Origin of the sequence: Methylomonas sp. (genome assembly GCF_023228165.1) — a bacterium.
Classification (GTDB): domain Bacteria; phylum Pseudomonadota; class Gammaproteobacteria; order Methylococcales; family Methylomonadaceae; genus Methylomonas.
The window spans coordinates 66,551-90,455 of the sequence record NZ_JALOBS010000015.1; the positions used below are offsets into that span (position 1 = coordinate 66,551).

The 23,905-nt window shown below is 50.4% G+C and carries 29 protein-coding genes; 12 read left to right on the forward strand and 17 right to left on the reverse strand.

The annotated features are described in order from the left end of the window. The first annotated feature begins 371 nt into the window (after window positions 1-371). The 9 genes from M0R33_RS12885 (at window position 372) to glgC (ending at window position 6,306) form a co-directional block, all read left to right on the forward strand. Window positions 372-1,526 carry a cytochrome P450 gene (locus M0R33_RS12885; RefSeq protein WP_292569640.1) on the forward strand — a complete coding sequence of 385 codons (1,155 nt, stop codon included), beginning with the start codon at window positions 372-374 and terminating at the stop codon, window positions 1,524-1,526. A 130-nt stretch (window positions 1,527-1,656) separates the two neighbouring features. Further along, window positions 1,657-2,379 (forward strand): FAD-dependent oxidoreductase, encoded by a 723-nt coding sequence (locus M0R33_RS12890; RefSeq protein ID WP_292569643.1) that lies wholly within the window; start codon window positions 1,657-1,659, stop codon window positions 2,377-2,379. A gap of 16 nt (window positions 2,380-2,395) precedes the next feature. Beyond that, a complete protein-coding gene (locus M0R33_RS12895) occupies window positions 2,396-2,683 on the forward strand; it encodes a hypothetical protein (RefSeq protein ID WP_292569646.1) in 288 nt (95 codons plus the stop codon). Window positions 2,684-2,721: 38 nt separating this feature from the next. Then, window positions 2,722-3,045 (forward strand): cupin domain-containing protein, encoded by a 324-nt coding sequence (locus M0R33_RS12900; protein ID WP_292569649.1) that lies wholly within the window; start codon window positions 2,722-2,724, stop codon window positions 3,043-3,045. 60 nt (window positions 3,046-3,105) lie between these two features. Then, window positions 3,106-3,474 carry a DUF488 domain-containing protein gene (locus tag M0R33_RS12905; protein WP_292569652.1) on the forward strand — a complete coding sequence of 123 codons (369 nt, stop codon included), beginning with the start codon at window positions 3,106-3,108 and terminating at the stop codon, window positions 3,472-3,474. A 182-nt stretch (window positions 3,475-3,656) separates the two neighbouring features. After that, window positions 3,657-4,238, forward strand: a complete 582-nt coding sequence (locus M0R33_RS12910) for a uracil-DNA glycosylase family protein (protein ID WP_292569655.1) — start codon at window positions 3,657-3,659, stop codon at window positions 4,236-4,238. Window positions 4,239-4,340: 102 nt separating this feature from the next. Beyond that, entirely contained in the window at window positions 4,341-4,511 is a 171-nt protein-coding gene (locus M0R33_RS12915) for a rubredoxin (RefSeq protein ID WP_292569658.1), read from the forward strand. Window positions 4,512-4,586: 75 nt separating this feature from the next. Further along, window positions 4,587-4,934: a cupin domain-containing protein gene (locus M0R33_RS12920; RefSeq protein WP_292569661.1), complete on the forward strand. Its 348-nt coding sequence runs from the start codon at window positions 4,587-4,589 to the stop codon at window positions 4,932-4,934. 124 nt (window positions 4,935-5,058) lie between these two features. Continuing rightward, complete coding sequence (gene glgC / locus M0R33_RS12925; RefSeq protein ID WP_292569663.1) at window positions 5,059-6,306, forward strand: glucose-1-phosphate adenylyltransferase; 1,248 nt, start codon at window positions 5,059-5,061, stop codon at window positions 6,304-6,306. 415 nt (window positions 6,307-6,721) lie between these two features. Here glgC and M0R33_RS12930 read toward each other — a convergent pair whose 3' ends face one another. From M0R33_RS12930 to clpB, 6 genes are all read right to left on the reverse strand, one after another. Next, the gene (locus M0R33_RS12930; RefSeq protein ID WP_292569666.1) at window positions 6,722-8,251 is read right to left on the reverse strand and encodes a VPLPA-CTERM sorting domain-containing protein; all 1,530 of its coding nucleotides are present in this window, start codon (window positions 8,249-8,251) and stop codon (window positions 6,722-6,724) included. 170 nt (window positions 8,252-8,421) lie between these two features. Next, window positions 8,422-9,216 (reverse strand): UDP-2,3-diacylglucosamine diphosphatase, encoded by a 795-nt coding sequence (locus tag M0R33_RS12935; RefSeq protein WP_292569669.1) that lies wholly within the window; start codon window positions 9,214-9,216, stop codon window positions 8,422-8,424. A 48-nt stretch (window positions 9,217-9,264) separates the two neighbouring features. Next, window positions 9,265-9,984, reverse strand: coding sequence for a PhoU domain-containing protein (locus M0R33_RS12940; RefSeq protein ID WP_292569672.1), 720 nt, complete (start codon window positions 9,982-9,984; stop codon window positions 9,265-9,267). A gap of 123 nt (window positions 9,985-10,107) precedes the next feature. Beyond that, window positions 10,108-10,479 (reverse strand): hypothetical protein, encoded by a 372-nt coding sequence (locus M0R33_RS12945; RefSeq protein WP_292569676.1) that lies wholly within the window; start codon window positions 10,477-10,479, stop codon window positions 10,108-10,110. A 123-nt stretch (window positions 10,480-10,602) separates the two neighbouring features. Next, window positions 10,603-11,016: a large-conductance mechanosensitive channel protein MscL gene (gene mscL, locus M0R33_RS12950; protein ID WP_292569679.1), complete on the reverse strand. Its 414-nt coding sequence runs from the start codon at window positions 11,014-11,016 to the stop codon at window positions 10,603-10,605. Window positions 11,017-11,312: 296 nt separating this feature from the next. After that, a complete protein-coding gene (gene clpB, locus M0R33_RS12955) occupies window positions 11,313-13,886 on the reverse strand; it encodes an ATP-dependent chaperone ClpB (RefSeq protein ID WP_292569681.1) in 2,574 nt (857 codons plus the stop codon). Between the two features lie 331 nt (window positions 13,887-14,217). Here clpB and M0R33_RS12960 point away from each other — a divergent pair, with 331 nt between their 5' ends. The 3 genes from M0R33_RS12960 to M0R33_RS12970 all read left to right on the forward strand — a co-directional run bounded on the left by M0R33_RS12960 (window position 14,218) and on the right by M0R33_RS12970 (window position 15,842). Further along, window positions 14,218-14,421 carry a cold-shock protein gene (locus tag M0R33_RS12960; protein ID WP_013817377.1) on the forward strand — a complete coding sequence of 68 codons (204 nt, stop codon included), beginning with the start codon at window positions 14,218-14,220 and terminating at the stop codon, window positions 14,419-14,421. A gap of 126 nt (window positions 14,422-14,547) precedes the next feature. After that, entirely contained in the window at window positions 14,548-15,480 is a 933-nt protein-coding gene (locus M0R33_RS12965) for a hypothetical protein (RefSeq protein WP_292569688.1), read from the forward strand. A 107-nt stretch (window positions 15,481-15,587) separates the two neighbouring features. Then, complete coding sequence (locus M0R33_RS12970; protein ID WP_292569689.1) at window positions 15,588-15,842, forward strand: hypothetical protein; 255 nt, start codon at window positions 15,588-15,590, stop codon at window positions 15,840-15,842. Here the strand turns inward: M0R33_RS12970 and M0R33_RS12975 are convergent. From M0R33_RS12975 to M0R33_RS13025, 11 genes are all read right to left on the reverse strand, one after another. Then, complete coding sequence (locus M0R33_RS12975; protein ID WP_292569692.1) at window positions 15,839-16,711, reverse strand: radical SAM protein; 873 nt, start codon at window positions 16,709-16,711, stop codon at window positions 15,839-15,841. The genes M0R33_RS12970 and M0R33_RS12975 overlap by 4 nt on opposite strands. Then, window positions 16,708-17,289, reverse strand: coding sequence for a PIN domain-containing protein (locus tag M0R33_RS12980; RefSeq protein WP_292569695.1), 582 nt, complete (start codon window positions 17,287-17,289; stop codon window positions 16,708-16,710). The genes M0R33_RS12975 and M0R33_RS12980 overlap by 4 nt, the downstream gene beginning before the upstream one ends. Before the next feature lie 20 nt (window positions 17,290-17,309). Continuing rightward, a complete protein-coding gene (locus M0R33_RS12985; protein ID WP_292569698.1) occupies window positions 17,310-18,122 on the reverse strand; it encodes a formylmethanofuran dehydrogenase subunit C in 813 nt (270 codons plus the stop codon). Further along, window positions 18,119-19,015: a formylmethanofuran--tetrahydromethanopterin N-formyltransferase gene (gene fhcD, locus M0R33_RS12990; RefSeq protein WP_292569701.1), complete on the reverse strand. Its 897-nt coding sequence runs from the start codon at window positions 19,013-19,015 to the stop codon at window positions 18,119-18,121. Before fhcD ends, M0R33_RS12985 begins: the two co-directional genes overlap by 4 nt. Before the next feature lie 9 nt (window positions 19,016-19,024). Further along, window positions 19,025-19,306: a DUF2442 domain-containing protein gene (locus M0R33_RS12995; protein ID WP_292569704.1), complete on the reverse strand. Its 282-nt coding sequence runs from the start codon at window positions 19,304-19,306 to the stop codon at window positions 19,025-19,027. A gap of 4 nt (window positions 19,307-19,310) precedes the next feature. Beyond that, the gene (locus M0R33_RS13000) at window positions 19,311-19,559 is read right to left on the reverse strand and encodes a DUF4160 domain-containing protein (protein WP_292569707.1); all 249 of its coding nucleotides are present in this window, start codon (window positions 19,557-19,559) and stop codon (window positions 19,311-19,313) included. Further along, a complete protein-coding gene (locus M0R33_RS13005; RefSeq protein ID WP_292569710.1) occupies window positions 19,560-19,733 on the reverse strand; it encodes a hypothetical protein in 174 nt (57 codons plus the stop codon). It abuts the gene before it with no gap. Between the two features lie 311 nt (window positions 19,734-20,044). Continuing rightward, window positions 20,045-20,275 (reverse strand): hypothetical protein, encoded by a 231-nt coding sequence (locus M0R33_RS13010; protein WP_292569714.1) that lies wholly within the window; start codon window positions 20,273-20,275, stop codon window positions 20,045-20,047. A 256-nt stretch (window positions 20,276-20,531) separates the two neighbouring features. Next, entirely contained in the window at window positions 20,532-22,196 is a 1,665-nt protein-coding gene (locus M0R33_RS13015; protein ID WP_292569717.1) for a formylmethanofuran dehydrogenase subunit A, read from the reverse strand. 9 nt (window positions 22,197-22,205) lie between these two features. Next, window positions 22,206-23,465 (reverse strand): formylmethanofuran dehydrogenase subunit B, encoded by a 1,260-nt coding sequence (locus tag M0R33_RS13020; protein ID WP_292569720.1) that lies wholly within the window; start codon window positions 23,463-23,465, stop codon window positions 22,206-22,208. A gap of 10 nt (window positions 23,466-23,475) precedes the next feature. Further along, window positions 23,476-23,853, reverse strand: coding sequence for a 4a-hydroxytetrahydrobiopterin dehydratase (locus M0R33_RS13025; RefSeq protein ID WP_292569723.1), 378 nt, complete (start codon window positions 23,851-23,853; stop codon window positions 23,476-23,478). Window positions 23,854-23,905: the final 52 nt, after the last annotated feature.

Genomic DNA, 23,905 nt, shown 5'->3' on the forward strand with positions numbered 1-23,905 from the left:
CTTATGGCAGCATTTAGTCATTTTATCCGACTCTTAATTTGAGGTAACAAAGTGGTAGTCGATGGTGCTGGTGATCTATATATTTATCTGAAAGGCCGTTCCAACGGTGTTGTTCCAGCGGGTGATCTCATAGAAAAGTAGTAATGACAGCCTCCTGGCGTGTTATTGAAATTAGGCTGGCGATTGTACTTATGAACAGCACTGACAACTCGCGTCAGGATTGCTATTTATGTCGAGGAAGTCTTTCGCACTTCAAATTTCGGCATTAGCGTATGGAAGTGCCGGGGTAGTTGGCAAAGGTTATGACGGCATGGACGTATTCACAGCGTTGTTTGGCAGCGAATTTTGACTAGCAAAGGGTGTAATTAATCATGAGCGATAAGAAAAAACCCGATTGGGATCCGAGATCAGAAGAGTTCCTGCGTGACCAGCGTATGGCCTATGATCAAATGCGTGAACGTTGCCCCGTTGCGCATAGCGAGCTCATGGGGTGGTCGCTGTTCCGGCATGAGGATGTTACTCGCGTGCTGCATGATCATGAAACGTTCAGCAACGCGGTATCCGAACACCTCTCCGTACCCAACGGGATGGATCCTCCTGAGCACACTATATATCGCCGTCTGATTGAGCCTTATTTTGCCCCAGAACGTATGGACGCCTTTGAACCCCTGTGTCGGGAGATTGCCCTGACTTTGGTGCGGAGCGCTCTTGCCGGCGGCGAGGTAGAACTGATTAACGATTTTGCCCAGCCTTTCGCGGTAGGTGTTCAATGCGCCTTTCTCGGCTGGCCGGCTGCTTTGCACGAACCGTTGATTCGCTGGATTATTAACCAGCACCAGGCGACCATCGCGCAGAATAGGCAGGCACTTGCAGAACTCGCGCGCGAGTTCGAAGATTTCATTGACGCCGTGCTGGAATCCTGCCTCCAGACCGGGGCAAAGTCTGACGTCACTGTCACCTCCGCCCTGATGCAGGAAACAGTGGGTGGGCAGCCGTTAAGGCGCGAAGAAATTGCCAGCATTCTGCGGAACTGGACTGTCGGAGAGATTGGTACTATGTCCGCTGCCGTTGGCATACTTGTCCACTATCTTGCATTGCATACTGAGCTGCAGATGCAAGTACGCGCTGAGCCAGGTATTTTGCCCGCCGCAATCGACGAAATTCTTCGAATTCACGCGCCTTTGGTCGCAAATCGGCGCATTACAACTCGCCCCGTGAAAATTGGCGGTCGAGAGTTGGAAGCCGGCGAGCGAATCTCTCTTAACTGGATGGCTGCAAACCGAGACGGACGTGTTTTTGAAGAGCCGGAGACTTTTCGTCTGGACCGTGATCCCAGCAAGAATCTTCTCTATGGTGCCGGGATCCACGTTTGTCCCGGGGCACCGTTGGCTCGCATGGAGTTACGATTGCTAACGGAGGAGCTGCTGAAACATACTACCTCGATCGAGTTGGTGCAGGATAAGTCACCGACTAACAGCAGCTATCCTGCAAGCGGATTTTCCACATTGCCCTTGAAAATCCAATAACCGCTATGCTTGAAGCGATTGTGCGGAGTTAAACTGAATATGTAATTGAGCAGCACCGCGGCGGCAAAGGTAGGCTTTCGACCGCTGCGTTGCGTGTACCTATTTTCAACAAAAGTAAGGGGAGTTCGCCATGTCCAAATACACCGTTAAACTGAAATTTAACCGCGAAATTGCTGAAGGAACCATGGCGTTTCATTTTGAAAAGCCTGCGGATTTAAGCTTCAAAGCAGGTCAATTCGGCAACCTGACGCTGATAAACCCCGCTGAAACGGATGCCGAAGGCAATACGCGAGCGTTTTCGTTTGCCAGCGCCCCTTACGAAGACGAGCTTATTTTTGCCGCGCGTATGCGCGATACGGCGTTCAAGCGGGTATTAAAAACCATGCAGCCCGGCACCGAGGTGACGCTGGATGGGCCTTATGGCTCGTTTACCTTACACAATAAAGCCAGTACTCCGGCTGTTTTTTTGACCGGCGGTATAGGCGTCACGCCGGTTAGAAGCATTCTGTTACAAGCCATTCATGATCAGGTGCCGCACCGAATCCTGGTTTTTTATGCTAATCGAAGACCGGAAGATGCGGCCTTTCTGGACGATTTGTCCGCAACACACGCCACCAACCCAAACTACACCTTTGTCGGCACCATGGCCGAGATGGAAAAGTCCAGTCGCGAGTGGCATGGCGAAACCGGATTTATCAATAAAGCCATGCTGTTGAAGTTCATCGACGACCTGACGCTACCGATTTTTTACCTAGACGGTCCTGCGCCGATGGTAAAGGCGATGCGTGACATGCTCAGCGAAGCAGGCGTCGATGAAGACAACATTCGCACGGAAGAGTTTTCAGGTTACTGATCGGGGCTGAAACATCATGAAGGTTGCCGCACATCCCATAACTACAGTGGAACCCGCACTTTCTCCCTGGTGGCTACGCACGGTATTGATTGTGATGGTGCTGGGCTTTGCCGGACTCATCACCATTACATCGTTGGCCTATCGCAACGCTCCGCCGGTTCCCACGCAGGTACTTGATGCGCAAGGGGTGCCCTTGTTTAGCAGTGACGACATCAGCGAGGGTCAGGCAATCTTTCTCAAATACGGATTGATGAACAACGGCAGTATCTGGGGGCATGGTGCCTACCTGGGGCCGGATTATTAGCTTGTGTTTGATAAATTTAAACGTATGAGGAAAGAGTCATGGCTACACATCACGCGTCATCCAATGAAGTTGTTGACTTGGCAACTTGGGCACAAGACGTCCCGAATGAAAAATCAAAAGTCATTTTGAAAACAGATGACATGGAACTTGTCCGCCTGGCTCTCCCTGCGGGTAAAGAATTTGCAGATCACAAAGTTTCAGGACCTATCGTAGTTCAATGCATAAGCGGAAAAATTGAGTTTGTAGCCATGCAGACAACACAAGCATTAACACCCGGCCAGCTCGTTTATTTAATGCCGGACGAACCGCATGCCGTGAAAGCTGTGCTGGATTCAGTGGTGTTGCTCACTATCATCTTTTAAAGCCTAAACCGTTAGCGCCATGCCGGACAAAGCATTCAAACAACGCTGCTGTATACCCTAATGCAACAGCCAGAACATGATCGGCTCAGGATTAAAAGGGTATACGAACTGCCGGACAAGCAGGACGGCCGGCGCATCCTCGTGGACAGGCTTTGGCCGCGCGGTTTGACCAAGGAAAAGGCCAGCATCGATCTGTGGTTAAAAGACATTGCGCCTAGTACGGAACTGCGGAAATGGTTTGACCATGATCCTGCCAGGTGGCATGAATTTAAGGCGCGCTATCTGGATGAACTGAAGGGTAATCAGGCGCAACTTCAGCTGTTAAAGCAAGAACTGGAGAAAGGTGAGGTGACGCTTGTCTATGCAGCAAAGGACGAAGCACATAACCAGGCGCTGGTGATTCAGGAAAATGACTGGCTTTTCCGTTAGCGAGAGGAAGATCAATGTATCGGTACAGGCGAGAGGTGCAGGGTATTAATCCGAGAGGATGTCGGCCACTAGCAGTGACCGAACTGTTCAAAGCACTGGCTGCCTATAGTCTGTGCTTTGACTGCCCGCGCGCTTCGCTTCGAGACAATCGGTTGTGCGTCGGTGATTAGACAAGTCAGCCCATGAATTCATTTGCTTCGTTGCTAGCCGAAGTAGCTGACTGCTCTCTTTGCGCGGCCCAGTTGCCGCATGGTGTGCGGCCCGTGTTGCAGATGCACCCGCAAGCTCGTGTATTGATTGCCGGCCAGGCACCCGGAAGAAAAGTGCATGAATCCGGAATACCTTTCGATGATGCCAGCGGTGAGCGTTTGCGTGAGTGGATGGGGGTGACGCGCGAGGTTTTTTACGACGCGCAACAAATCGCCATTTTGCCCATGGGCTTTTGTTTTCCCGGCACGGGTAAACACGGCGATCTGCCGCCACGGCCTGAATGCGCGAAGGCATGGCGTGATCAACTTCTAGGGTATCTGCGCTATCTTGAAGTTACGCTGGTTGTTGGGCAGTATGCCCAGGCGTATCACATCAACGAAGTGCGCGGGTCACTGACCGAGACGGTTAGCAACTGGCAATCTTATTGGCCCAAGATAATCCCCCTTCCGCATCCGAGTCCACGGAACAATATTTGGCTGAGCCGCAATCCGTGGTTCGAGCAGGCCTTGCTCCCTATGCTTAAGCGGCGAGTCAGCGAGGCACTTGAAAGATGAAGGCGATGTTAGGCTTTTTTCTGTTAGGGTTCCAAGGCATGGCCTTGGACAGCAGCAGTATCCAATCTACTTTTATTAACTAATCCATCCAGGAGAATCGGCATGTCAGATTTTAAAAAATATCAGTGCAGAGAATGCGAACATATCTACGATGAAGCCAAGGGTGACCCCGATAGTGGCCTTGCGCCCGGCACCCTGTGGGCCGATATACCGAATGACTGGTGCTGCCCGATTTGCGGTGCGCCTAAAGATTTTTTTAAACTGATGGAATAAGGCATTACTTTATGATAATAGGCGTCGATAAGATTGAGCGTCTGCCCGTTTGGTAAAATTTGATTGGAAAAAATTATGCAAGCAGAAAGCACACACAAACCGAAAGGAATCAGCGGCGCCGAAATCATCAGTGCCGCCGGCTTGGTGAACTACCAGGAAGGCTCAGTTGTGAGTCATGAAATTGTCAAAAAACCAACAGGTACTGTGACTATCTTCGCGTTCGACGAAGGAGAAGGCCTGAGTGAACATACGGCACCATTCGATGCCCTGGTGCAGGTGCTAGAAGGTGAAGCGGAAGTTAGTATTGCAGGCAAACCGAACCACTTGCATGGCGGGGATATTATTCTGATACCCGCGCAGCAGTCGCACAGTCTTAAGGCGCTGAAGCAATTTAAGATGATCCTTACCATGATTCGATCCTGAATCCGGATCCGCACTGCCCTGAGAGTTGACCATGTATTTCAGTTCGCCTCAGCGACTGGGAGCCAGCGAGCCAGGAAATAAATTTCAAAGGCGACCCATATAGGTATTTTTTCATTAAGCGTATTTGACTTTAGAATCGGAGGGCGAGATGGCTATCCCAAAAGTGCTGGCGATCGTATTGGCTGGCGGCGAAGGCACTCGCCTGAACCCGCTTACGGCAGAACGATCAAAACCGGCAGTTCCCTTCGGCGGGCGTTACCGCCTCGTCGATTTTGTGCTCAGCAATCTGGTTAATTCCGAAATCCACTCAATCTATTTGCTGGTCCAGTATAAATCCCAATCATTGATCGAGCACGTACGTCGAGCATGGTCGGTTTCGAATATCATTGCGGACCACTTTGTGACTGTGGTTCCGCCCCAGATGCGCGGCGGCCCGGACTGGTTTCAGGGCACTGCCGACGCCGTCTATCAGAACCTGGGGTTGATAGAACATCACCGCCCCGACATAGTGGCGGTCTTCGGCGCCGATCACATCTATCGGATGGATATTAGCCAAATGATTCAGTTTCACCTGGATCACCAGGCCGATATGACGGTGGCAGCCTTACCCGTGCCCCTAGACCAGGGACACAATTTTGGCATTATCACTCAGGATAATTCTTCACGAATTATTGATTTTCAGGAAAAACCCGCACAACCCAAGCCTATCCCCGGCGACCCGCAACACTGTCTTTCCTCAATGGGTAACTACCTGTTTAAAACCCAGGTGCTGATTGATGCTTTGGAGGAAGCGCATGCCCGAGGAGAAAAAGATTTCGGCCATGATGTACTACCCAAGTTGATGCGCACGCACAAGGTCTGTACTTATGATTTCACCTCTAACCAAATACCGGGCGTCAAAGCTTATGAAGAACCGGCTTATTGGCGCGATGTCGGCAACTTTGAGTCCTATCATGCGGCCCATATGGATCTGCTTGGATTGCAGCCGCGGTTCGATACCTTCAATCCCGATTGGCCTATTTATTCGGATCATTATTTCGGACCGGAAGCCAGAATCATTAGCGGTGAAATTCAAAACTGCATTATTGGTGGAGGAGCCGTGATCAATGGTGGCAATATTCGTAATTCGGTGATCCGACACGAGGTCATGATAGAACCCGATGTCGATATAGAAGACTGCATCATTATGGATTACTGCGTCATAAGCCGAGGTTCCCGACTTCGGCGTGCCATCATTGGCCGATACAATCTCATTGAGCCAGACACGGTGATCGGCTATCACCCCGCAGTTGATCGGGAACACTATCATATTAGTCCATCAGGAATCGTAGTCGTACCTAAAGGTAGGCGAGGACAAATCCGAGTGTATTGACTGCCACGCTGAGTCAAGTTGGCTGGAAGGATTCAAGCTCCACTTGCGCAATTTTTGCCAAGCATCCTAACCAAACAGCAAACGGCGACACTGATCATAGTCAACACGACCTCTGCGACGCGTATAGTCGCCATCAAAAAACCTTGCAGAAAGTCGAGGGCATACGCGTAGTGACTGTCAGTTGCCCGACATTCTGCACCCTAGGCCAAGTAAATAGGGATTAAAATGTGTTGGACATTCATTAACGTTTGAATATTGAGACAGAACTTTTTTCTATAGCAGTTACAGTTCGGATCATCTGGCTTTAATAGCGGGGCATGGTTGATGAACTCGGCTTAATATCACGCACAGATAGCCTGATAAAACTAGATCATCAGCAACGGCAAGTATCAGTTGTCCGATGTGTCAAAGCGATCTACCTACCTGTGCTAGATAGCGGTATTATGTTTGAACCGTCAGGCTTTTTTCGCCGTGCAGTGAATCCAAGCCCTGCCAGTCCGCTCGCGAACAGATAAAAAGCGGCCGGGAGCGGAACGGGCGCTGCCTGGGCGCCCATATACCAGGCCAGCGAGTAATCCCAAGAGAAGTTGCTGGATTCGGCGGATTTGACCAGTAATTCATAGCTATGGCCCATGGTCAGAGTCAACCACAGGTTTTCGGTATTATCTAGTGTGCCGGCTGAGGAGGCCGCAGTGGATTGTGTAGTGACGTCGAACAATTCCAAATCGAGGTTGTACAAAGTGGTGGTGAGATTACTGTTGTTGGATACGCCTAAATTCCAGACTAATGAAGCGGTAAAATTCAAAGTTTCCGTGGCATCGAATGTATAAGTGGCGATATTGTTGCTGTTTTGGCGGCCGCCAAAAGCGGCATCGTAGTCGAATCCAGAGGTACCGATTAATCCGCTGCCGCCATCTTCCAGGCTATCCTGTTCCCCGCCGGCAATGATCTGATAACTATGCAAAATATTCAGTTGTCCGGCACCGAAGCGGTCGTCCAAGCCGTTATCGCTGGCATGTCCGTTTCTTCGGTAGTCGGTAATATTGGCGGTCGTGGAGCTGTTATCGGTTGCTCTGTCGGCCCCCGCCATCAAGGCGGCTTTGACAGTTTCGGAGCGTTCGGCGTTATAGACTGTACCCACACCGGTGATGCCGGTCGACCCGTTGGACAGGGTGGCGGCAGCGTTATGTCCGGTTTCAACCAATAAAGCCGCTGCCGCCGAAACCAGGGGGGTGGCTGCGCTGGTAGTGGTTTCCGGGGCCACCAGGTCCGGGCGGGTTCTACCGGCCACGTATACCGAGTCGACCGCATCGGAACCCTTGTCTTGATTGCCGTCGGTGCGGCCCACGGCAATGACGTTGTAAGCGCTGCCGAGCAAGGGGTTATTACTGGTGCCGTTGGCCACGCCGACGACCTGTATAAATTCATTGAGTTGCACTTGCCGATCGACCAAACGCAGGATGTTGCCGGTGTCAGTAGGAGTGTTACCGGTACCGACCCAACTGTGGTTGGCTATCCGGCTGCCGTTAACAGGTTGTGCAACAGTACCGTTAGGGTTGTAAAGGCTGCTGATCCAGTCATTAACTTCGTAGCTGGTGATGGTGTCGATACCATGGGCCATGGCGTTGCTGCCGTAAAAAAGCGCGCCTACTCCGGTGGCGTGGCTGGACGGGGAGGTACTGGCGGTGCCAGGGAAGAGGAAGGTATCGTCCGCAAATTGTGCGTGATTGGGGTCCGGAGCGTAAATCGGAAAATTGCCATCGGTATTGAGCACGGTCGAGGCTTCTGCCTGGATTACATTTACGCCAGCCCCGCTAGGCGTGCCAGCGCCCAGCAAACTCTGCAAGTCGCCGTAGCCGATATCGTTTTTGTAATCCGCAAATACTTTCGGCGTCCAACACAGAACCGGAATTATACACAGCCAACGTTTTTTCATGTTTGTCATCATTACTTCCCTATGTAATTAACCAATAGCCCTGTTGTAACCGGGTGTCCGTCCGGAATGGCCAAGCGTCACCGATGGTTTGGCAAAAGCATAGTTAAGTTTTTAAAATCCGTGTAAATAAATGACCGGTAAATCGGCTTTTTTACTGTTGCGTGAGTGACCCTCGGCCTTTAAGGGCTGTCCGTCAAAGGGTTTTCAGTTAATGGGTTGTCGGTAAGTGCTGCCTGTTTCTGCCATCTCACCAACTCGAGGTTACCGTCGTGATGCTCGACGATTGCCGTGCAGCTTTCTACAAAGTCGCCGGTGTTGACATACATAAAGCCTTCGATATCTTTAATTTCAGCATGGTGTATGTGACCGCAAATTACCCCGTCGACGCCTTCATTTTTAAGGGTTTTGACGATGGTTTCTTCGTAATCCGACATGAATTTCACCACGTTTTTGACTTTGAATTTCACAAAGGCCGCCAAGGAAAAATGCGACTGCACCCCCAGCATGCGTCGGCAAAGACGCAGAAATCGGTTAATTTCGATCAGCCAGTCGTAACCGACGCTACCCAGCTTGGCCATCCAGCGATGGTGCTGGGCAATGGTGTCGTATTCGTCGCCGTGCACCACCAAAAAGCGTTTGCCTTGGGCGGTGGTGTGAATGTCGGACTTTTTCACCACAATGTCGCCAAAGATATATTCGTCGTAATCGCGCACGTTTTCATCGTGATTGCCGGGCACATAGATGATTTGGGTGCCGTGGCGGGCTTTGCGGAGGATTTTCTGGATAATAACGTTATGGTCGCGCGGCCAGTACATTTTTTTGGATAAAGCCCAAAAATCGATAATGTCGCCTACCAGATACAGTTTCCCGCTGTCGTTATGCTTTAGAAAATCCAACAAAGTATCGGCTTGGCACTGGGTAGAGCCGATATGCAGATCGGAAATCCAGATGGTGCGATAAGGAGAAGTCGTCATCATGTTTATCGTATAGTGGATATAGTTTCAAAACAGTGTTTGCAAGCGTTAAGTGCGAATGGACTCGGCATGGCTGTATCCGCGAATATCGATACTATCCAGCATGAAAATCAGATATCCGGCAATCTTGCGGCAATGCTCGGAACAGCGCTCCAGTGCTTTCAAGATATATAGCACGTCCAGCGCCGGATCGAGCAGTTCCGGATTTTTCAGCACCAGAGCCAATTGTTGCTTGATGCCCTCTTGCACCTGCGTTTCACAATGCAATCCATAGTGCATCAATTTATAGGCTTGATTGGAATCGCGGCTTTCCAAGACAGCCGTCATCTTATTCAGCATGATTTTTATCAGGCCGCCTATTTTGAAAATATCCGTTAGAAGCTCGGGCTTTTCGGTCTGGTCTTGCAGGGTCAGGGCCGGGATTCTGACGGCAAAGTCGGTGATCTCGTTGCCGGTTTTTTCCAAGGCATCGGCTATTTTGGAAATGCGCAGCACTATACGCAAATCGTTGGCAAGGGAACCGTGACGGCCCAGCACACCCCGCACTTCGGTTTCGATTTTGGCGTGGTAGGCATTGATCCTAACGTCACGATCAATCACGCTTAGCGCCAATGCCATGTCGGCATAATCCAGCGCGTGTAAGGTTTGTTCCAATTGATTGATCAGCAGCTCGGTCATCTCCAGCAATAGACCATGTAAACAGCCTAACTCGCCGTCAAAATAATGCAGCCGAGGTTGTTGCGTAATGTTGCCAGTATGTATTGCCATGAGATCTCTGTGTCATTGGGAGACAAAATCAGGAGTGTCTACAATTGTAGGCAGGCCGCATTACAAAAATGTGACATTTACAAAAGCATGAATTTCACTAATGTAAAGGCAAAACACCCAGGATCAGGAAAAATCCGATAAACCGGTGAGCTCCATCAATGCTTGTCCTGATTTGGCGTGCAAGTGGTTAAAGGCTTTATGTAAAGCTTCCCAGCCTTCAAAGGAAATAATTTGCCAATGGCTGGTGTTTCGGTCCCATTCGGTATCGAATAAGCCGCCTAACCTGACCAAATGCATAAATGCTTCGTCGGAGGGGGAGTCTAGGTAACTCCGCGCAGCTTCCAGTTGCTCGCTGGATATGAGCCGGGCAGCCGGTTTGTCGTTGCTGGCATGTTGGTTGGTGTACAGCACATAGCCAGGGTCGATGCCGACTCTTTTCAGGTTGTTGCAATAGCCTACGAAATTGTCAATTGGAAACGGTGGGATTGATGACATGGCTTTTCCCCTTTACGAATCAGTTTTAGATTGAAGTGCTGTTGCCCGTGCGGATAGCCTTACCCTTGCTGATTAAGGCTTAACAAAGGGTAAGGCGCCGTCTGGCGGCTAAAAAGCAGTAGTCTATTTTTTTAACAAGTCCCGGATTTCGGTCAGTAGCAATTCCTGGTTAGAAGGCGCGGGAGGGGCTTCTGGGGCGGCTTCGGCTTTTTTCTTGAAGGACATCAATATTTTGATCATCAAGAATACCGCGCCCGCTAAAATGGTAAAGTCGATTAAGGTTTGAATAAATTTGCCGTAGCTGATAATCACGGCCGGTATGACGGTACCTTCGGCTGTCTTCGACGCCTCCTGTATGGTTACCGCCAAATCGGAAAAGTTGACGCCGCCCAATAATACCCCGATAGGCGGCATAATCACATCGGCTACCAACGATGAAACTATTGTGCCAAATGCCCCGCCAATGATGACACCTACCGCCATATCGACGACATTACCCTTCATGGCGAATTCTTTAAATTCTTGCAGTATTCCCATTACACGTTCCTCTTGGTTTTATGATTAAACGATGTGCGATTGATCAATTTTCGAAGCAAGCACACACACAACTATAAGATAGTAATCTTAAAGCGAGATTAGCCGGCACATAGGTCAGATTTGCCTGAAAAAGGTATTGTGGATTTACTCAAAGTACCGGGGTTTTTATACCACAGCCTGTCATTTACTACAGCATAATAAATGTTAGAGTTGGCGCGGGTAACGATACGGATGTGATTTTATCGGATGCTGGTGAGGGTGCCGCGCCTAAGCCGGACGCTGCACCCTTTGCTTGTTTATTTGCTAAAAGTGAGTCCATCCGTTGCTTTATCCACTTTAATCACATCGCCTGGCAAAAAGTGGCCTGACAGAATTTCATTGGCCAGCGGATTTTCCAGCTGTCGTTGGATGGCACGTTTCAAGGGCCGGGCACCGTAAACGGGGTCGAAACCGGCTTCGCCGAGTAAATCCAGTGCTGATTCGCTAACTTCCATTCCCATGTCTCTTTCCTGTAGGCGACGCAACAGCAGATCGATCTGGATTTTGCAGATGGCTCGTATCTGATCTTGGGCCAGCGGATGGAATACCACGGCCTCGTCGACGCGATTAATGAACTCCGGGCGGAAATGTTGGCCGACGATTTCCATCACCGCATCTTTCATGGTGTTGTAATTCTCCTCGCCCGACAGTTCCTGGATGATGCTGGAACCTAAATTAGAGGTCATTACGATCACGGTATTTCTAAAATCCACCGTACGTCCCTGTCCATCGGTCAAGCGACCATCGTCCAATACCTGCAACAGTACGTTGAACACATCGGCATGGGCTTTTTCGATTTCGTCCAGCAGGATGACCGAATAAGGCTTGCGACGCACGGCTTCAGTCAGATAACCGCCTTCTTCGTAACCAACATAACCTGGAGGCGCGCCTATCAAGCGAGCTACCGAATGTTTCTCCATGAACTCGGACATGTCGATACGCACCATGGCTTCTTCGGTATCGAACATGAATTCCGCCAGGGCTTTACAGAGTTCGGTCTTACCCACCCCGGTCGGGCCTAAAAACAGGAAGGAACCGTTGGGCCGATTCGGATCGGATAAACCGGCCCGCGAACGGCGGATGGCGTTACTGACGGCTTTTAAGGCTTCGGTTTGGCCGATCACGCGCTTGCTGAGGTTTTCTTCCATTTGCAGCAGTTTTTCCCGTTCGCCTTCCATCATTTTCGAAACCGGGATGCCGGTCCATTTCGAAACCACTTCGGCGATTTCATCCTCGGTGACTTTGCTGCGCAGCAAGGTGGTTTCCTGCATTTCTGCTTGCGAGGCTAGATCCAGCTCTTTTTCCAGCTTGGGAATGTCGCCATATTGCAGCTCGGACATGCGGGTGTAATCCTGGTTGCGGCGCGCCGCTTCCAATTCCAGGCGGGCATGCTCCAGTTGTTCTTTAATGTTGGCAGTGCCTTGCAAGGCCGCTTTTTCGGCTTTCCAGATTTCGTCCAGATCGGAATATTCCTTTTCCAGTTCGGCGATGTCTTCATGCAGGATTTCCAGGCGTTTTTTCGAGGCGGCATCGGATTCGTTTTTCATCGCCTCGCGTTCTATTTTTAACTGAATCAGCCGGCGGTCCAGTTTATCCATGGCTTCCGGTTTGGAGTCCATCTCCATCCGGATGCGGCTGGCCGCTTCGTCGATCAGGTCGATGGCCTTGTCCGGCAATTGGCGGTCGGAAATGTAACGGTGTGACAAAGTGGCTGCGGCGACGATGGCCGGATCGGTTATATCTACGCTGTGATGAATCTCATAACGCTCTTTCAAACCACGCAAAATCGCCACAGTGTCTTCCACCGTGGGTTCGTCGACTAGTACCTTCTGGAAGCGACGTTCCAGAGCCGCGTCTTTTTCGATGTATTTGCGATATTCATCTAACGTAGTGGCGCCGACGCAATGCAGTTCGCCGCGCGCCAAGGCAGGTTTCAGCATATTGCCGGCATCCATGGCGCCTTCGGTTTTACCGGCGCCGACCATGGTGTGTAGCTCGTCGATGAACAAAATCACCTGACCTTCCATTTTGGCGACGTCATTAAGCACCGCTTTTAAGCGCTCCTCAAACTCGCCGCGAAATTTGGCGCCGGCGATCAAGGCTGCCATGTCCAATGCCAGTAATTGCTTGCCTTTAATGCCTTCCGGGACTTCGCCGTTAATGATGCGTTGCGCCAAACCTTCGACGATGGCGGTTTTACCGACGCCGGGTTCGCCGATCAGCACCGGATTATTTTTGGTGCGGCGTTGCAAGACTTGAATGGTGCGGCGAATTTCGTCGTCGCGACCAATCACTGGGTCTAGCTTGCCTTGTTCGGCACGCTCGGTCAGGTTGATGGTGTATTTTTTCAAGGCCTGGCGCTGATCTTCGGCATTGGCATCGTTGACGTTCTGACCGCCACGCATGTTCTCGATGGCTTTTTCTACTGCCGATGTGGTAACCCCTGCACGTTTTAAAATCCCTTGCAAGCTGCCATTGGTTTCCAATGCCGCCAGTAAAAACAGTTCGCTGGAAATAAACGCATCTTTGCGTTTTTGCGCCAGTTTGTCGGTCAGATTCAGCATGCGCGACAATTCATTAGACAGCTGTACATCGCCGCCTGCCCCGGACACGCTGGCCAGGCGATCGATTTCCTTACTCAAGTCGTTACGCAAGGCGTTGACTTGAATGCCGACCTGTTGCAATAAGGGCTTGGTGCTGCCGCCTTCCTGATCCAAAAGGACCTGCATGACATGTAAGGGTTCGATGAATTGATGATCCTTGCCCAGGGCGAGACTTTGGGCGTCGCCGAGTGCCTGCTGGAATTTACTGGTGAGTTTGTCCATTCGCATGGTAAGTACCTCTAAAAATTAATCTTGCCCCAGAAATGCGGCGTTATTTAACCTTTTTCAAGGTGTGGTCGTACGCTTTATGCAAATATTCCGGATAGCTTATGAAGGACTGTTTTGCCTCCTTGAATATTATGCCTGGTTTCGAATGTGATAATCGTACGGGCAGATTAGCTGTCTGGCAGTCGTTAAGATAGGTAGCCTTGACAAATAAATCACAGTACAATTGTCCGGCTCAGTTAAAGATGTTGAGTTGCGCCTTGGCCATTTGGAAAAAGGTTTTCAATATTGTTTTTCTGCGTCACTATCAGTTTAAATTTGTAGGAGTTTTATAATGGCAACAGGCACAGTCAAGTGGTTCAACAATACCAAAGGCTTCGGATTCATCGAACCATCCGAGGGTAAGGAAGATGTTTTTGTTCACCACTCGGTGATCTTGGGCGACGGTTTTAAAACCTTGTCACCCGGTCAATCCGTCGAGTTTGATATCGAATCCGGCCCAAAAGGTTTAACTGCTGCCAACGTTCAGCCAAGATAAGCGCTAAAGGCTCCGCAAAAAAGGCTCTTGTTTTACAAGGGCCTTTTTTTTTGCCTGTATAAATAAATACTGATTGGTCAGGCAGGCTATAATCTGACTTTTCCCCCAACTACTCTTGTGAGTCTCATGGCACGCGACTTTTCTTCGTTAAAAAATCTGGATATTCCGGTCAAGGTTTTATTCACCGGCTACCTGACCTCGGTGGCTGTGGGATATTTGTTTGCCCTGATCCAAATTCTGTTTACGCACGGTATGGCCGACGGCAAGTTCGGCCTGTCGATCGATGATATCGTCTACAGCTATTACGGTAACCGGTCAGGTACCGTTTTGGAAACCAAATTGAACGGCTCCATGAAGGATAATGCTTCGGAGCAGGAACGGTTTATCATCATGCAATGGGTGCGCGATGGCGCCGATGAGGATGAGTATGCTGACTCCGGGACGGAAAAAGTGATACAGGAACGCTGTGTTATGTGCCATAACAAGGATGCGACTATCCCCAATTTTAATGATTTCAAGGTTTTAAAAGAATTGACGCGGGAAGACGAAGGCGCGACCTTTAGCTCGTTAACCCGGGTATCGCATATTCACTTATTCGGTATCAGCTTTATTTTCATGTTTGTCGGTCTGATCTTCAGTTTTGCCGAAACCAGTACTGTCAAATACAAATCCATCGCTATCGGCATGCCCTATCTGTTTTTACTGGTGGATATCTTGTCGTGGTGGTTGACCAAATTACATCCCATGTTTGCCATTTTGGTGATATTGGCCGGTGCGGGCATGGCGATGTCTTTTGCATTTATGTGGGTGGTATCAATTTTAGAAATGTGGTTGTTTGATAAGGTGTTTTTAGATGCCAACGGTCAGCCTCGTCCGCAATGGAGCACAATTGTCGAAGCCAGATTGCAGCAGGTTGGTTGTGATCATGCGTTAACCCTGGGCAATCGCCTAGCATGCATGGCTAAATCGACAATGAAGAAGTTGTGGCTGCAATGGTTAAACCAGGGGTTGCCCTGGATCAAGCGCTGGTGGCAAAAACGGCTGGAAAAGAAAGACTAGCCGGCAATGTGATACAACTTACAAATTCGCAAATATTATTGAATCCATGGCTATCCTTGCCGATAGTCATGGGATTAAGATGCTAGCTGAAACATGGGAGGTATAAGATGAACATCAATCCACTATCCAGCGCTACAAACCTGATTACCAACGCCCAGCAAAAGGCCGATACCGCTGCGCAAACCATTGCTAGATTGCCGGTTCAAGGCCAAGAAGTCGGGAGTACGGAATCCTTTCAAGCAACGGATTTATTTAAACCGGTTTTAAGTTTAAAGGAAGCGGAACTTGAGACTTCGGCGGCGACTAAAATCATTCAAGCGCAGGACAAAATGTTGGGCAGTTTGCTCGATATTAAAGCTTAACCGCTCACGCCGACATCGAAGCCCATGGCTTCGATGTCGGTCGCTAGCGCATTCATTTCCGCCAAATCCGCCTTAATCAGATCCGCGGCTTCGGGCTGAAACGATGGCCGGGCGATGGTGTATAACATGATTTTCTCAATCTTGATTTGTTGTTCTTGAATGAGCCGGAGCAGCTGTAAATAGGCCTGCTTTTCGTGCTGTGTCCAGGTTTGTTCGTCAAAATGCAGCACGCAGGTTTGCAGCTTGGTTGAGCATAGCCGGCTAGCCGTTTTCAAGTTTTCCAACAACTTTTGCTGGCTTTGCGCCGAGTTATTAATCAGTTTGCGGCCCTGTTCCGTGGCGCTGTCCAGTTTGAACCAGACTTCGCCGTGATAACGCGCCAGTTGCATTAAGCCGGCCTGTGTGGATGCCTGATGTACCAAGCTGCCATTAGTGATCAAGACAAAGTGGCTGGCGGGAAATATACCGGCTGCGTCGGCAATCTTGCCGATTGATGCTAATGCTTGCTCGAAATTTTCCAGGCTGGTCGGCTCGCCGTTACCGGAGATGGCAATGTCTTTAATGACGCGTTGATCGGGCGCCAGTTGGTATTGTTCGAAGAAATCGCCCTGTTGAACATAATTCAAAAAGAAGCGTAGCTCGTCTTCCAGCAAGGCCAGATCCATGGCCGGCGCCGCGCCGCGCTGCAAATTCGGCACCTGACAATAAATACAACGCCAGTTGCAGGCATTGTTAGGATTGAAATTAACCCCAATCGACAAACCGCCGGCCCGGCGCGATATAACCGGGTAGATGTATTTCAGCCCGGCAATGTCGCGGTCGTGGTTGGTGGTGGTGAGTGCTTGCAGGGGTGTGTTAGGGCTTTTCAAAAATCGTACGAAATAGTGTTGTTTGTTTCAGAGATTAATTTATTTGCAAAAAGCAAATCAATAATGTGGTCAACGTCTGCCGCCGTAATCTTCTTTTGAAACATTGAAGAAATATGTTGAGCAAGCGTTTTAAGTTTTCGTGGCCGGGATTTCTTATCTGATTTGGCGAGCAGCTCGACTACACGACTGTAATTGGGTTCATCTTTAGAGGGCGATTTCGGCTCTAACTCAAGCAGGCTATTGATGCGCCTACAATGGAACCCGCTTTTATGAAGAAACTTCAACAGTGGATCAAATCCTTTATCCTTGGATAGCACTATGCAATGGCTTTGTGGCGATTTTTCAAATACGCGGCCAAGCTCGTAAGCTATGAAAAAGTCGAGCGCGTTCGAACCGCTTCCCTCTACTTTTTTCCACTGAAGTCGAGAACCGAACCTTTGTGCATTTGTAACTAATTCAAACGGTATGTTTTTTTGTGTGGAACCGACAAATATAGCGACATCGAAGTTATCACCTAAACGCGACAAATCGACCTGATGAACATTTTCAAAGTCGACCAGTAGTAACCTGCGTGACACTTGTCTAGACCATTATTGGCTTATAATTTAACTAAAACCTCACCCCGCCCGGTTTCCGCCATATCGCCGCCGTAACGTTGCACTCGATTAAATGCCGCACTGCTTTCGGCAAAGCGTGAATTCAGCGGCTTGAACGAGGCAAACAACATCGGCAAAAATGCCAAGGTATGCGAACCGCAGTCGTTGAAGGTGGCGGACAGGTGCGGTTGGTTCCACAATAACAGCGTACCGCGCCGCATGGCATAGCCGAGATAACGGCCTGTGTTACCCATCACGGCAATGGTACCGGCCACCATGCGCGAACCGCAATAATCGCCCGCGTTACCTTCGATCAGGATTTGGCCGCGGCGCATGTGGTCGCCGGCGCGTTGACCGACATTGCCTTTGACCAATACGGTGCCGCCTTTCATGCCTTGTTTGTTGCCGGGTAGGGCTCCGCCCAGAAAATCGCCGGCGTTACCGTCGATTTGAATCAGGCCGTTTTTCATTTCGCAAGCCGCGTATAAACCCGTATCGCCGCTGAGGCTGATACTGCCGGCTTTTATTTGCATACCCAGGTAAGCACCGGCATCGCCCAGTATGCTAATGCTGCCGCCATCCAATTCCTTGCCGATAAAGTCCAACTTGTCAGTCGCGTTAGCAATGATGATTTCCTGAGTATTCATGCCGGTGATGTAAAACAACTCGTCGACGCGAGGACGGCGTTTACCGCATTGCAGTTCGATGGCGGCAATCGCATCGACGTCCATACCTTGCAACTTTTGGCAAACCAGCGGCGACATATCGACGCGCTGAGCGGTGGGTTGTTTCAGGGTAAAGGTTAAGGCGCTCATGCCATGATCTCCTGCAAATGAAAGTGAAACGGCCCCAGTTTGCCGCCGTAATTACCGGCGCTGATACGTTTAATGCCGTTGGCCGCGCCCAAATCACAGACTGCTTGAATACCGACTCGCATGGCTTTGTCGATGTCTTCCTTAGATAAGCCGTCGATGACGATTTCCATCACCGATTCGATTTCCGGCGACAAGTCGGTCTTGGTCATGCCTTTCAAAGTCGGGCAGTAGGCGTCATTGGTCGAAGCGCCCAGGGCCGGATATTTGGAGCCGACCTTGGAGCCGGAACGCACCACGCCGCCAGGGAAGGGCATGATTACATTGGGGGTTTTTCGCATTTCCTCGATCGCCGCCTCGCAGGCTGCCAGGGCTTGCGGTTGCGATTCGGCCAGCACCAGAAAGTTACCGCCACCGACGGCTTCCACCATGCCGGTGGTGGCTTCGGTGAGAAATTCGCCGTCCATCACCGGCACCCGCCAGTAGCGTTTGCCGGCGATTTTCTTGGCGATTTGGAAGCCGTCGCCGAAATAGCGCAGATTTTTACCCAATGGAATCGGCTTGCCACTTTCGATGCCGGCGAACAGCGCCGAGGTTGGCGAGGTCAATACGCATTGCCCTGCGCGAGTTTCCAATTGTTTGGCCAGACCTTTGCCGCCCATCGCATAAATCATGATGGACACGCCGGGACGGCCATCCGGGGTTTCCTCGGGCGACAGTACTCGCTCGATGCCTGCCTCGCAGCCGCAGGCGATAACGGATGTTGCGAAGCCGGTCATGGCTTGGGCGGAAATCATTGCCCATTTTTCGTTCTGAGCCGTAATGATGGCTCGCGTCGCCTTCATCGGAAAGGCTTCGGCAAAGGTTTTGTCTATGGTGACGCCGTTAATAATCATGTTGGGTACTCATTGTTCAGTCATTATTTCAGGTTGAAGCCAATCCACTCGTTTACCGGTCGCTCTTTCGTAAAGCGTTTCAGGCGACACATCAAAACCGCAATCCCAAACCAGGGTAGGCCAGTCGTCCAGTTTAAAGTCCTTGAAATAATCGGTATTCCGTAGCGGCGAGGCGGCATCGTATTTAAAAATCAAATCCTGCAAATCGACCTCGCCCGATTCGTCCGTGTCAAAAACCAGGTTCAAGCGATAGGCATCTATATATTCGGCTGCTTTTACACCAATAATCATATTCTTATACCAAGGGTTTGATTTTATGAAAATCCTTTGTATGCCACATTTCAAGCAATTCTTGCTGATGCAGTTCAGCCCATTCTTCAACCAATCCGCGTACTTTTCCAGGCAGATGACCAGCTAGAATATTCAGCGACTGGATTTCTACAATGGCTTTGTATTCATTATATTTGACATGGAAGTGCGGCGGATTATGCTCGTCAAAATACATAAAAATAATAATACCTAGAAAGCGGCTAATTTCGGGCACTTATATTCTCTGGGCTGAGGATGCTTCGATCAATTTTTTGGCGACATCTCGGGCGATTTCGACCGTTTCGGCAATCGTGTGCCCTTGAGCTATTAGGCCTTGAATATCGTCACTGGTAGCGAGATAAACCCCTTCGGGGAGATATTCAATGTGCAGTTTTAATAGGTGTTCCATGATTTTGCTCCAAGGAAGTCTATTCATCGTTAAGCTTAACATTTGGCGGAACAGCTGATGCGTCCCGTCTTACGGATTTACAAACTCCGGCCCGCGAGGAGTTAAAAAACACGCTCTGCGAATTTAACACATTTTCCATTCCCGGCGCCCGAGCCAAAGCTATACAGATTAAAGGAGCCATCAGTTCTTTTTATTTCCCATGTTCTTCCGCCTAATTTGGCTAAGTCAGCTTTTGAGCAACTGGTTGTGATTTCAACCACTGTATCTGAAATGTTTACTTCCCAATAAGGATTTGGGCAATTATCAGGGTTCTATGAGTTGTCTTTTGGGTATTCCTTGCGTCCTGCAGACCAATTACTAGCGTCCTCAAATATCGTAAATTTTTCTGTCTCAACATTAACTAATATTCGAAATGAATAAGGTGTTTTTGAATGACCCAATATTTCTACGCCAGTGCAAAGTAAATCAATTTCAGCACCAATTGTTGATGGAGATTGTAAAATAACGGCGGCCAAAAATGTTATTTTTAAAATATTTTTCATTTTAACACCATAAACTTACCTAATTAGTTTCGTAGGGTATGCTCCGCATGCCTTTTGGGGCGATTCACACCGCGATTGCTTTAATTTGGTACGCGGTGCGCACCTTACTTGGTGGAGCGGACGGTTAGACGCTTGATTGAATATAAGATGCTTGCAGCTTGTAGCTCCGATTAGCGATAGCGTAATTGGAGGGATGTTTAACACGGTTGCGTACGATTACGCTATCGCTAATCGTACCTACATTTTACCCAAATTTCTAAGCCTCACCTCGCAACGGATGCGCTGTCAAACTGCCGCGTCCGTCTTCAGTAATTTCGTCATCGCTGATTTTAAAGTTGCCGAGTTTCATGGTCAGGTACTTGTCAAAATATGGCTTCAAGTCTTTTTCAATCGACAGGTCGTAGTCGGGTTTGACGATGTGGGTAGTGCCCCAGGTAACTTTGACGACTTGACCGTCTTGCACGACCAGTTCGCCGTCTTTGAACACATAGTCGGGTTTGGTAAACATGGCCTGTCTATCCGTGTTTTCGGTGTAGATGGTAATGTCGGCCCAGTTGCCGGCACTGAGTGCGCCGCGATCTTTCAGGCCGATCACGCGTGCGGCGCCTGCCCGGGTCATGATGGCGATTTCGTTTAGGCTGTATTCGCGTTCGATGGATGCCAAGGTGGTCATCTTCTGCGCTTCCGGGTGGATGGTCGCCAGCATGTCGTTGCGGAAGCTTCTATCCATCAACAAGCGTATCAAATGCGGATAGCTGGTAAATGGCGCACCGTTGGGGTGGTCGGTGGTCAGGAAGATGCGCCAGGGATCTTCGACCAGCAGGAAAATTTCCAGGCCGATGGCCCATTGCAAGGCATTGACGAAGTTTTGATCGCGATATTTAAATGGCACTAAGCCGCAGCCTGCATCACACTCGATATCCATACAGACCCATTTATTAGGGCTGGCATACTTGTGATTGGCATGCTGGCGCATACTGTCGCCGGAGGCGGTGACGGTTTGGCCAAACATGATTTGGCCGACGTCTGTAGTGATGTTTGGGTTGTTATTCAGAGCCTCGGCAATTTGTGCGGCGCCGGAGGAAAACTTAAAGTCGCCTTCAGTGCCGTAGCTATGGAACTGGATGTGGGTCAAATGCATCGGCAGGCCTTCGATGCCTTGAATGGTATTCAAAGTGGTTTCGATGTTGCCGGGTACGCCCAAGTTGCAACCATGCACATGCAGTGGATGGGTGATGCCCAACTCCTTAACCGCAGTGGCCAGGGTTTTCAGAATTTGCCTAGGCGTGACTTCGTAATGCGTGTTTTGCTCGTCCAGATCCAGTTTGCGCTGATTAAATTTAAAGGCATTGATGCCGCCGGCATTCACAACTTTGATGCCTATGCCTTTGGCGGCATTTAAGGTCCAGGCCACGTAATCATTGATGGCTTTTTGGTCTTTTTGGGCGGTCATCATGCGCAGCAAAAAGTCGTCGCTACCCAGCATCACATAACCGCCTTTGTCGACGATAGGCGTGTCGCCCATCTCCATGTGTGCCTGACGAGCATTAACCGGGAGTACGGCAGGTTCGAAACAGGCGGTGTAGCCCATCTCCGCATAGCGATAACCGGCAACATAGGTGCTGGGCATGGCGTGGCCGTTGCCGGAGCGGGTAATTGGGGTGCGTGCTACCGGGTCCATGCGATGGTCTTCCGGCAGCAGAGTACGGGCAATGTTGCCTTTGCCGCCGCCGATATGCGTGTGCATGTCAATGGCACCGGACATCACCACCTTGCCGCGCAAATCGTATTCTTTATCGACTGGTCTGCCGTCTGTCGGCGCTTCGACGATGCGGCCGTCTCGAATGAAAATATCCTGCTGCAGACCGTCGATGCCGCTGGCCGGATCGTAAACGGTGCCACCTGTGAGTTTTATCAGCATGTCTAAGTCCTAAAGTGCTTGTTCGATGGCATGCAGCACCTCAGCGGTGCTAGGCAGGCCGGAATCTCTGAGTTTTTTCAGGCGTATCGCCACCACGTTGTCCAGCCGGTAGGCATGGCCGGGATGATCGATGCCGGGTGTACCGACGGGGATGAATACGTTCGGTTCCTTATCGAATGTCATACCGGAGCGGCCGATGACGATAGTCGGCAAGTCGGTTTCGGGCGGCTTGCTACTGATATTGAAGGCCTGTACCCAAACCAGCGCGTCCGCTTCGTCGTTATTCAGCATCGCCTGGCTGTCGAATAAAAACGGATCGTACTCCGGGTAGCCGCGGGCAAAATTAACCCGGGCCGGATAGCCGGTGGTCCAGCCGCAAACCTTGTTGGCTGTCTGGTCGCCTTCACGTCCGCCCAGCGGGAAGCCGGAGCAACGGGTGTCTTGCATGTTAATGTCTTTGACGATGCCGCAAATGGCCTGCACGGTGAGTTCCGCGTGGTCGTACGCCAGTGCTGCCGCGCCCCAGCACACCACACTATATTGGGCGGCTATTAATTTGTCGGCAATCACTTGCAGATCGCTAACCGCAATGCCGGCAACCGATTGGGCTTGCAGGGGTTGTTTTCGGATCAGTGCGGACAGCACCGCAATCACGTCCGGTAAATCGGTGTCGGCGCAAGGGAAAACAGCGGCTTTTTTTCCGGAAGGCGATGTCGATGCGTCGCCGGATGGGGCTTTGCCTAAGTAGATGATTTCACGCCGGCCGGTGTTTTCCAGGAACATGGATGCGTCGTTCCACAGATAGCGCTCGTAAAAGCGCGGGGCGAAACCTTCCAGATCGGTGCCGATGACCAGCAATACGTCGCAACGATTTTTTAATTCGGCCAGCGTGGTGTTCATCCAGCCGGAATCCTGTAAGGCCAGCAGGTTGCGACGCGCGGCGGTGAAGTTGATGTTATCCACCACCGCGCCGCTTTTATCGGCCAGGGCCAGCAGGGCACGCATACCGTTTACATCCGTGGCGCAGCCGCCGATCAGCGGCTGTTGGGTGTTGCGCAGCAATTCGGCGGCTTTATCGACAGCGGCTGTCAGACTGACCGATTGACCGTTAATTTTGGGAGCTGTATCGGTGATGGGTTGCTCAAATGCCGGGCTGTTGATGGCGCAGCCATTTGCGGTCACTTTGAGCGATACGCCGTCGATATGGATAGTCAAATCGTCGGTGCCTATACCGCAAAACGGGCTGGGCACCTCGGTGATTTCAGTCATGTTGCTGTCCTCAGTCATGTTTGATGTATTTGAAACGGGGGTCGTCGGGCGTACCTTCGAAGACACCGGCCGAGTCGGCGGCGGCGTCCCATAACACCACTTCCTCGATTTTTTTGGCCAGCGCGAAATCTTTTTCCGTCACACCTTTTGCGGCATGCGTGACCAACTTGACGATCACAAAGGCATAGGAGACGGTTAAGTCGGGGTGATGCCAGGCTTTTTCGGCCAAATGGCCAACTGTGTTGACGACCATCAGGGTCGCTTTCCAACCGCTGGTTTTGATTTTGCGGCGAATCCAGCCGTTCTCATAATACCAATGCGGCAATTCCGCCCGCAGTCTGTTGATGATTTCATCTTCGGACATGGCTGTTTGAATATCGTCTGTCATCGCCGTTCCCCCGCAAATAAATGATGCCGCATTCTATCGCAATGGTTTGCCG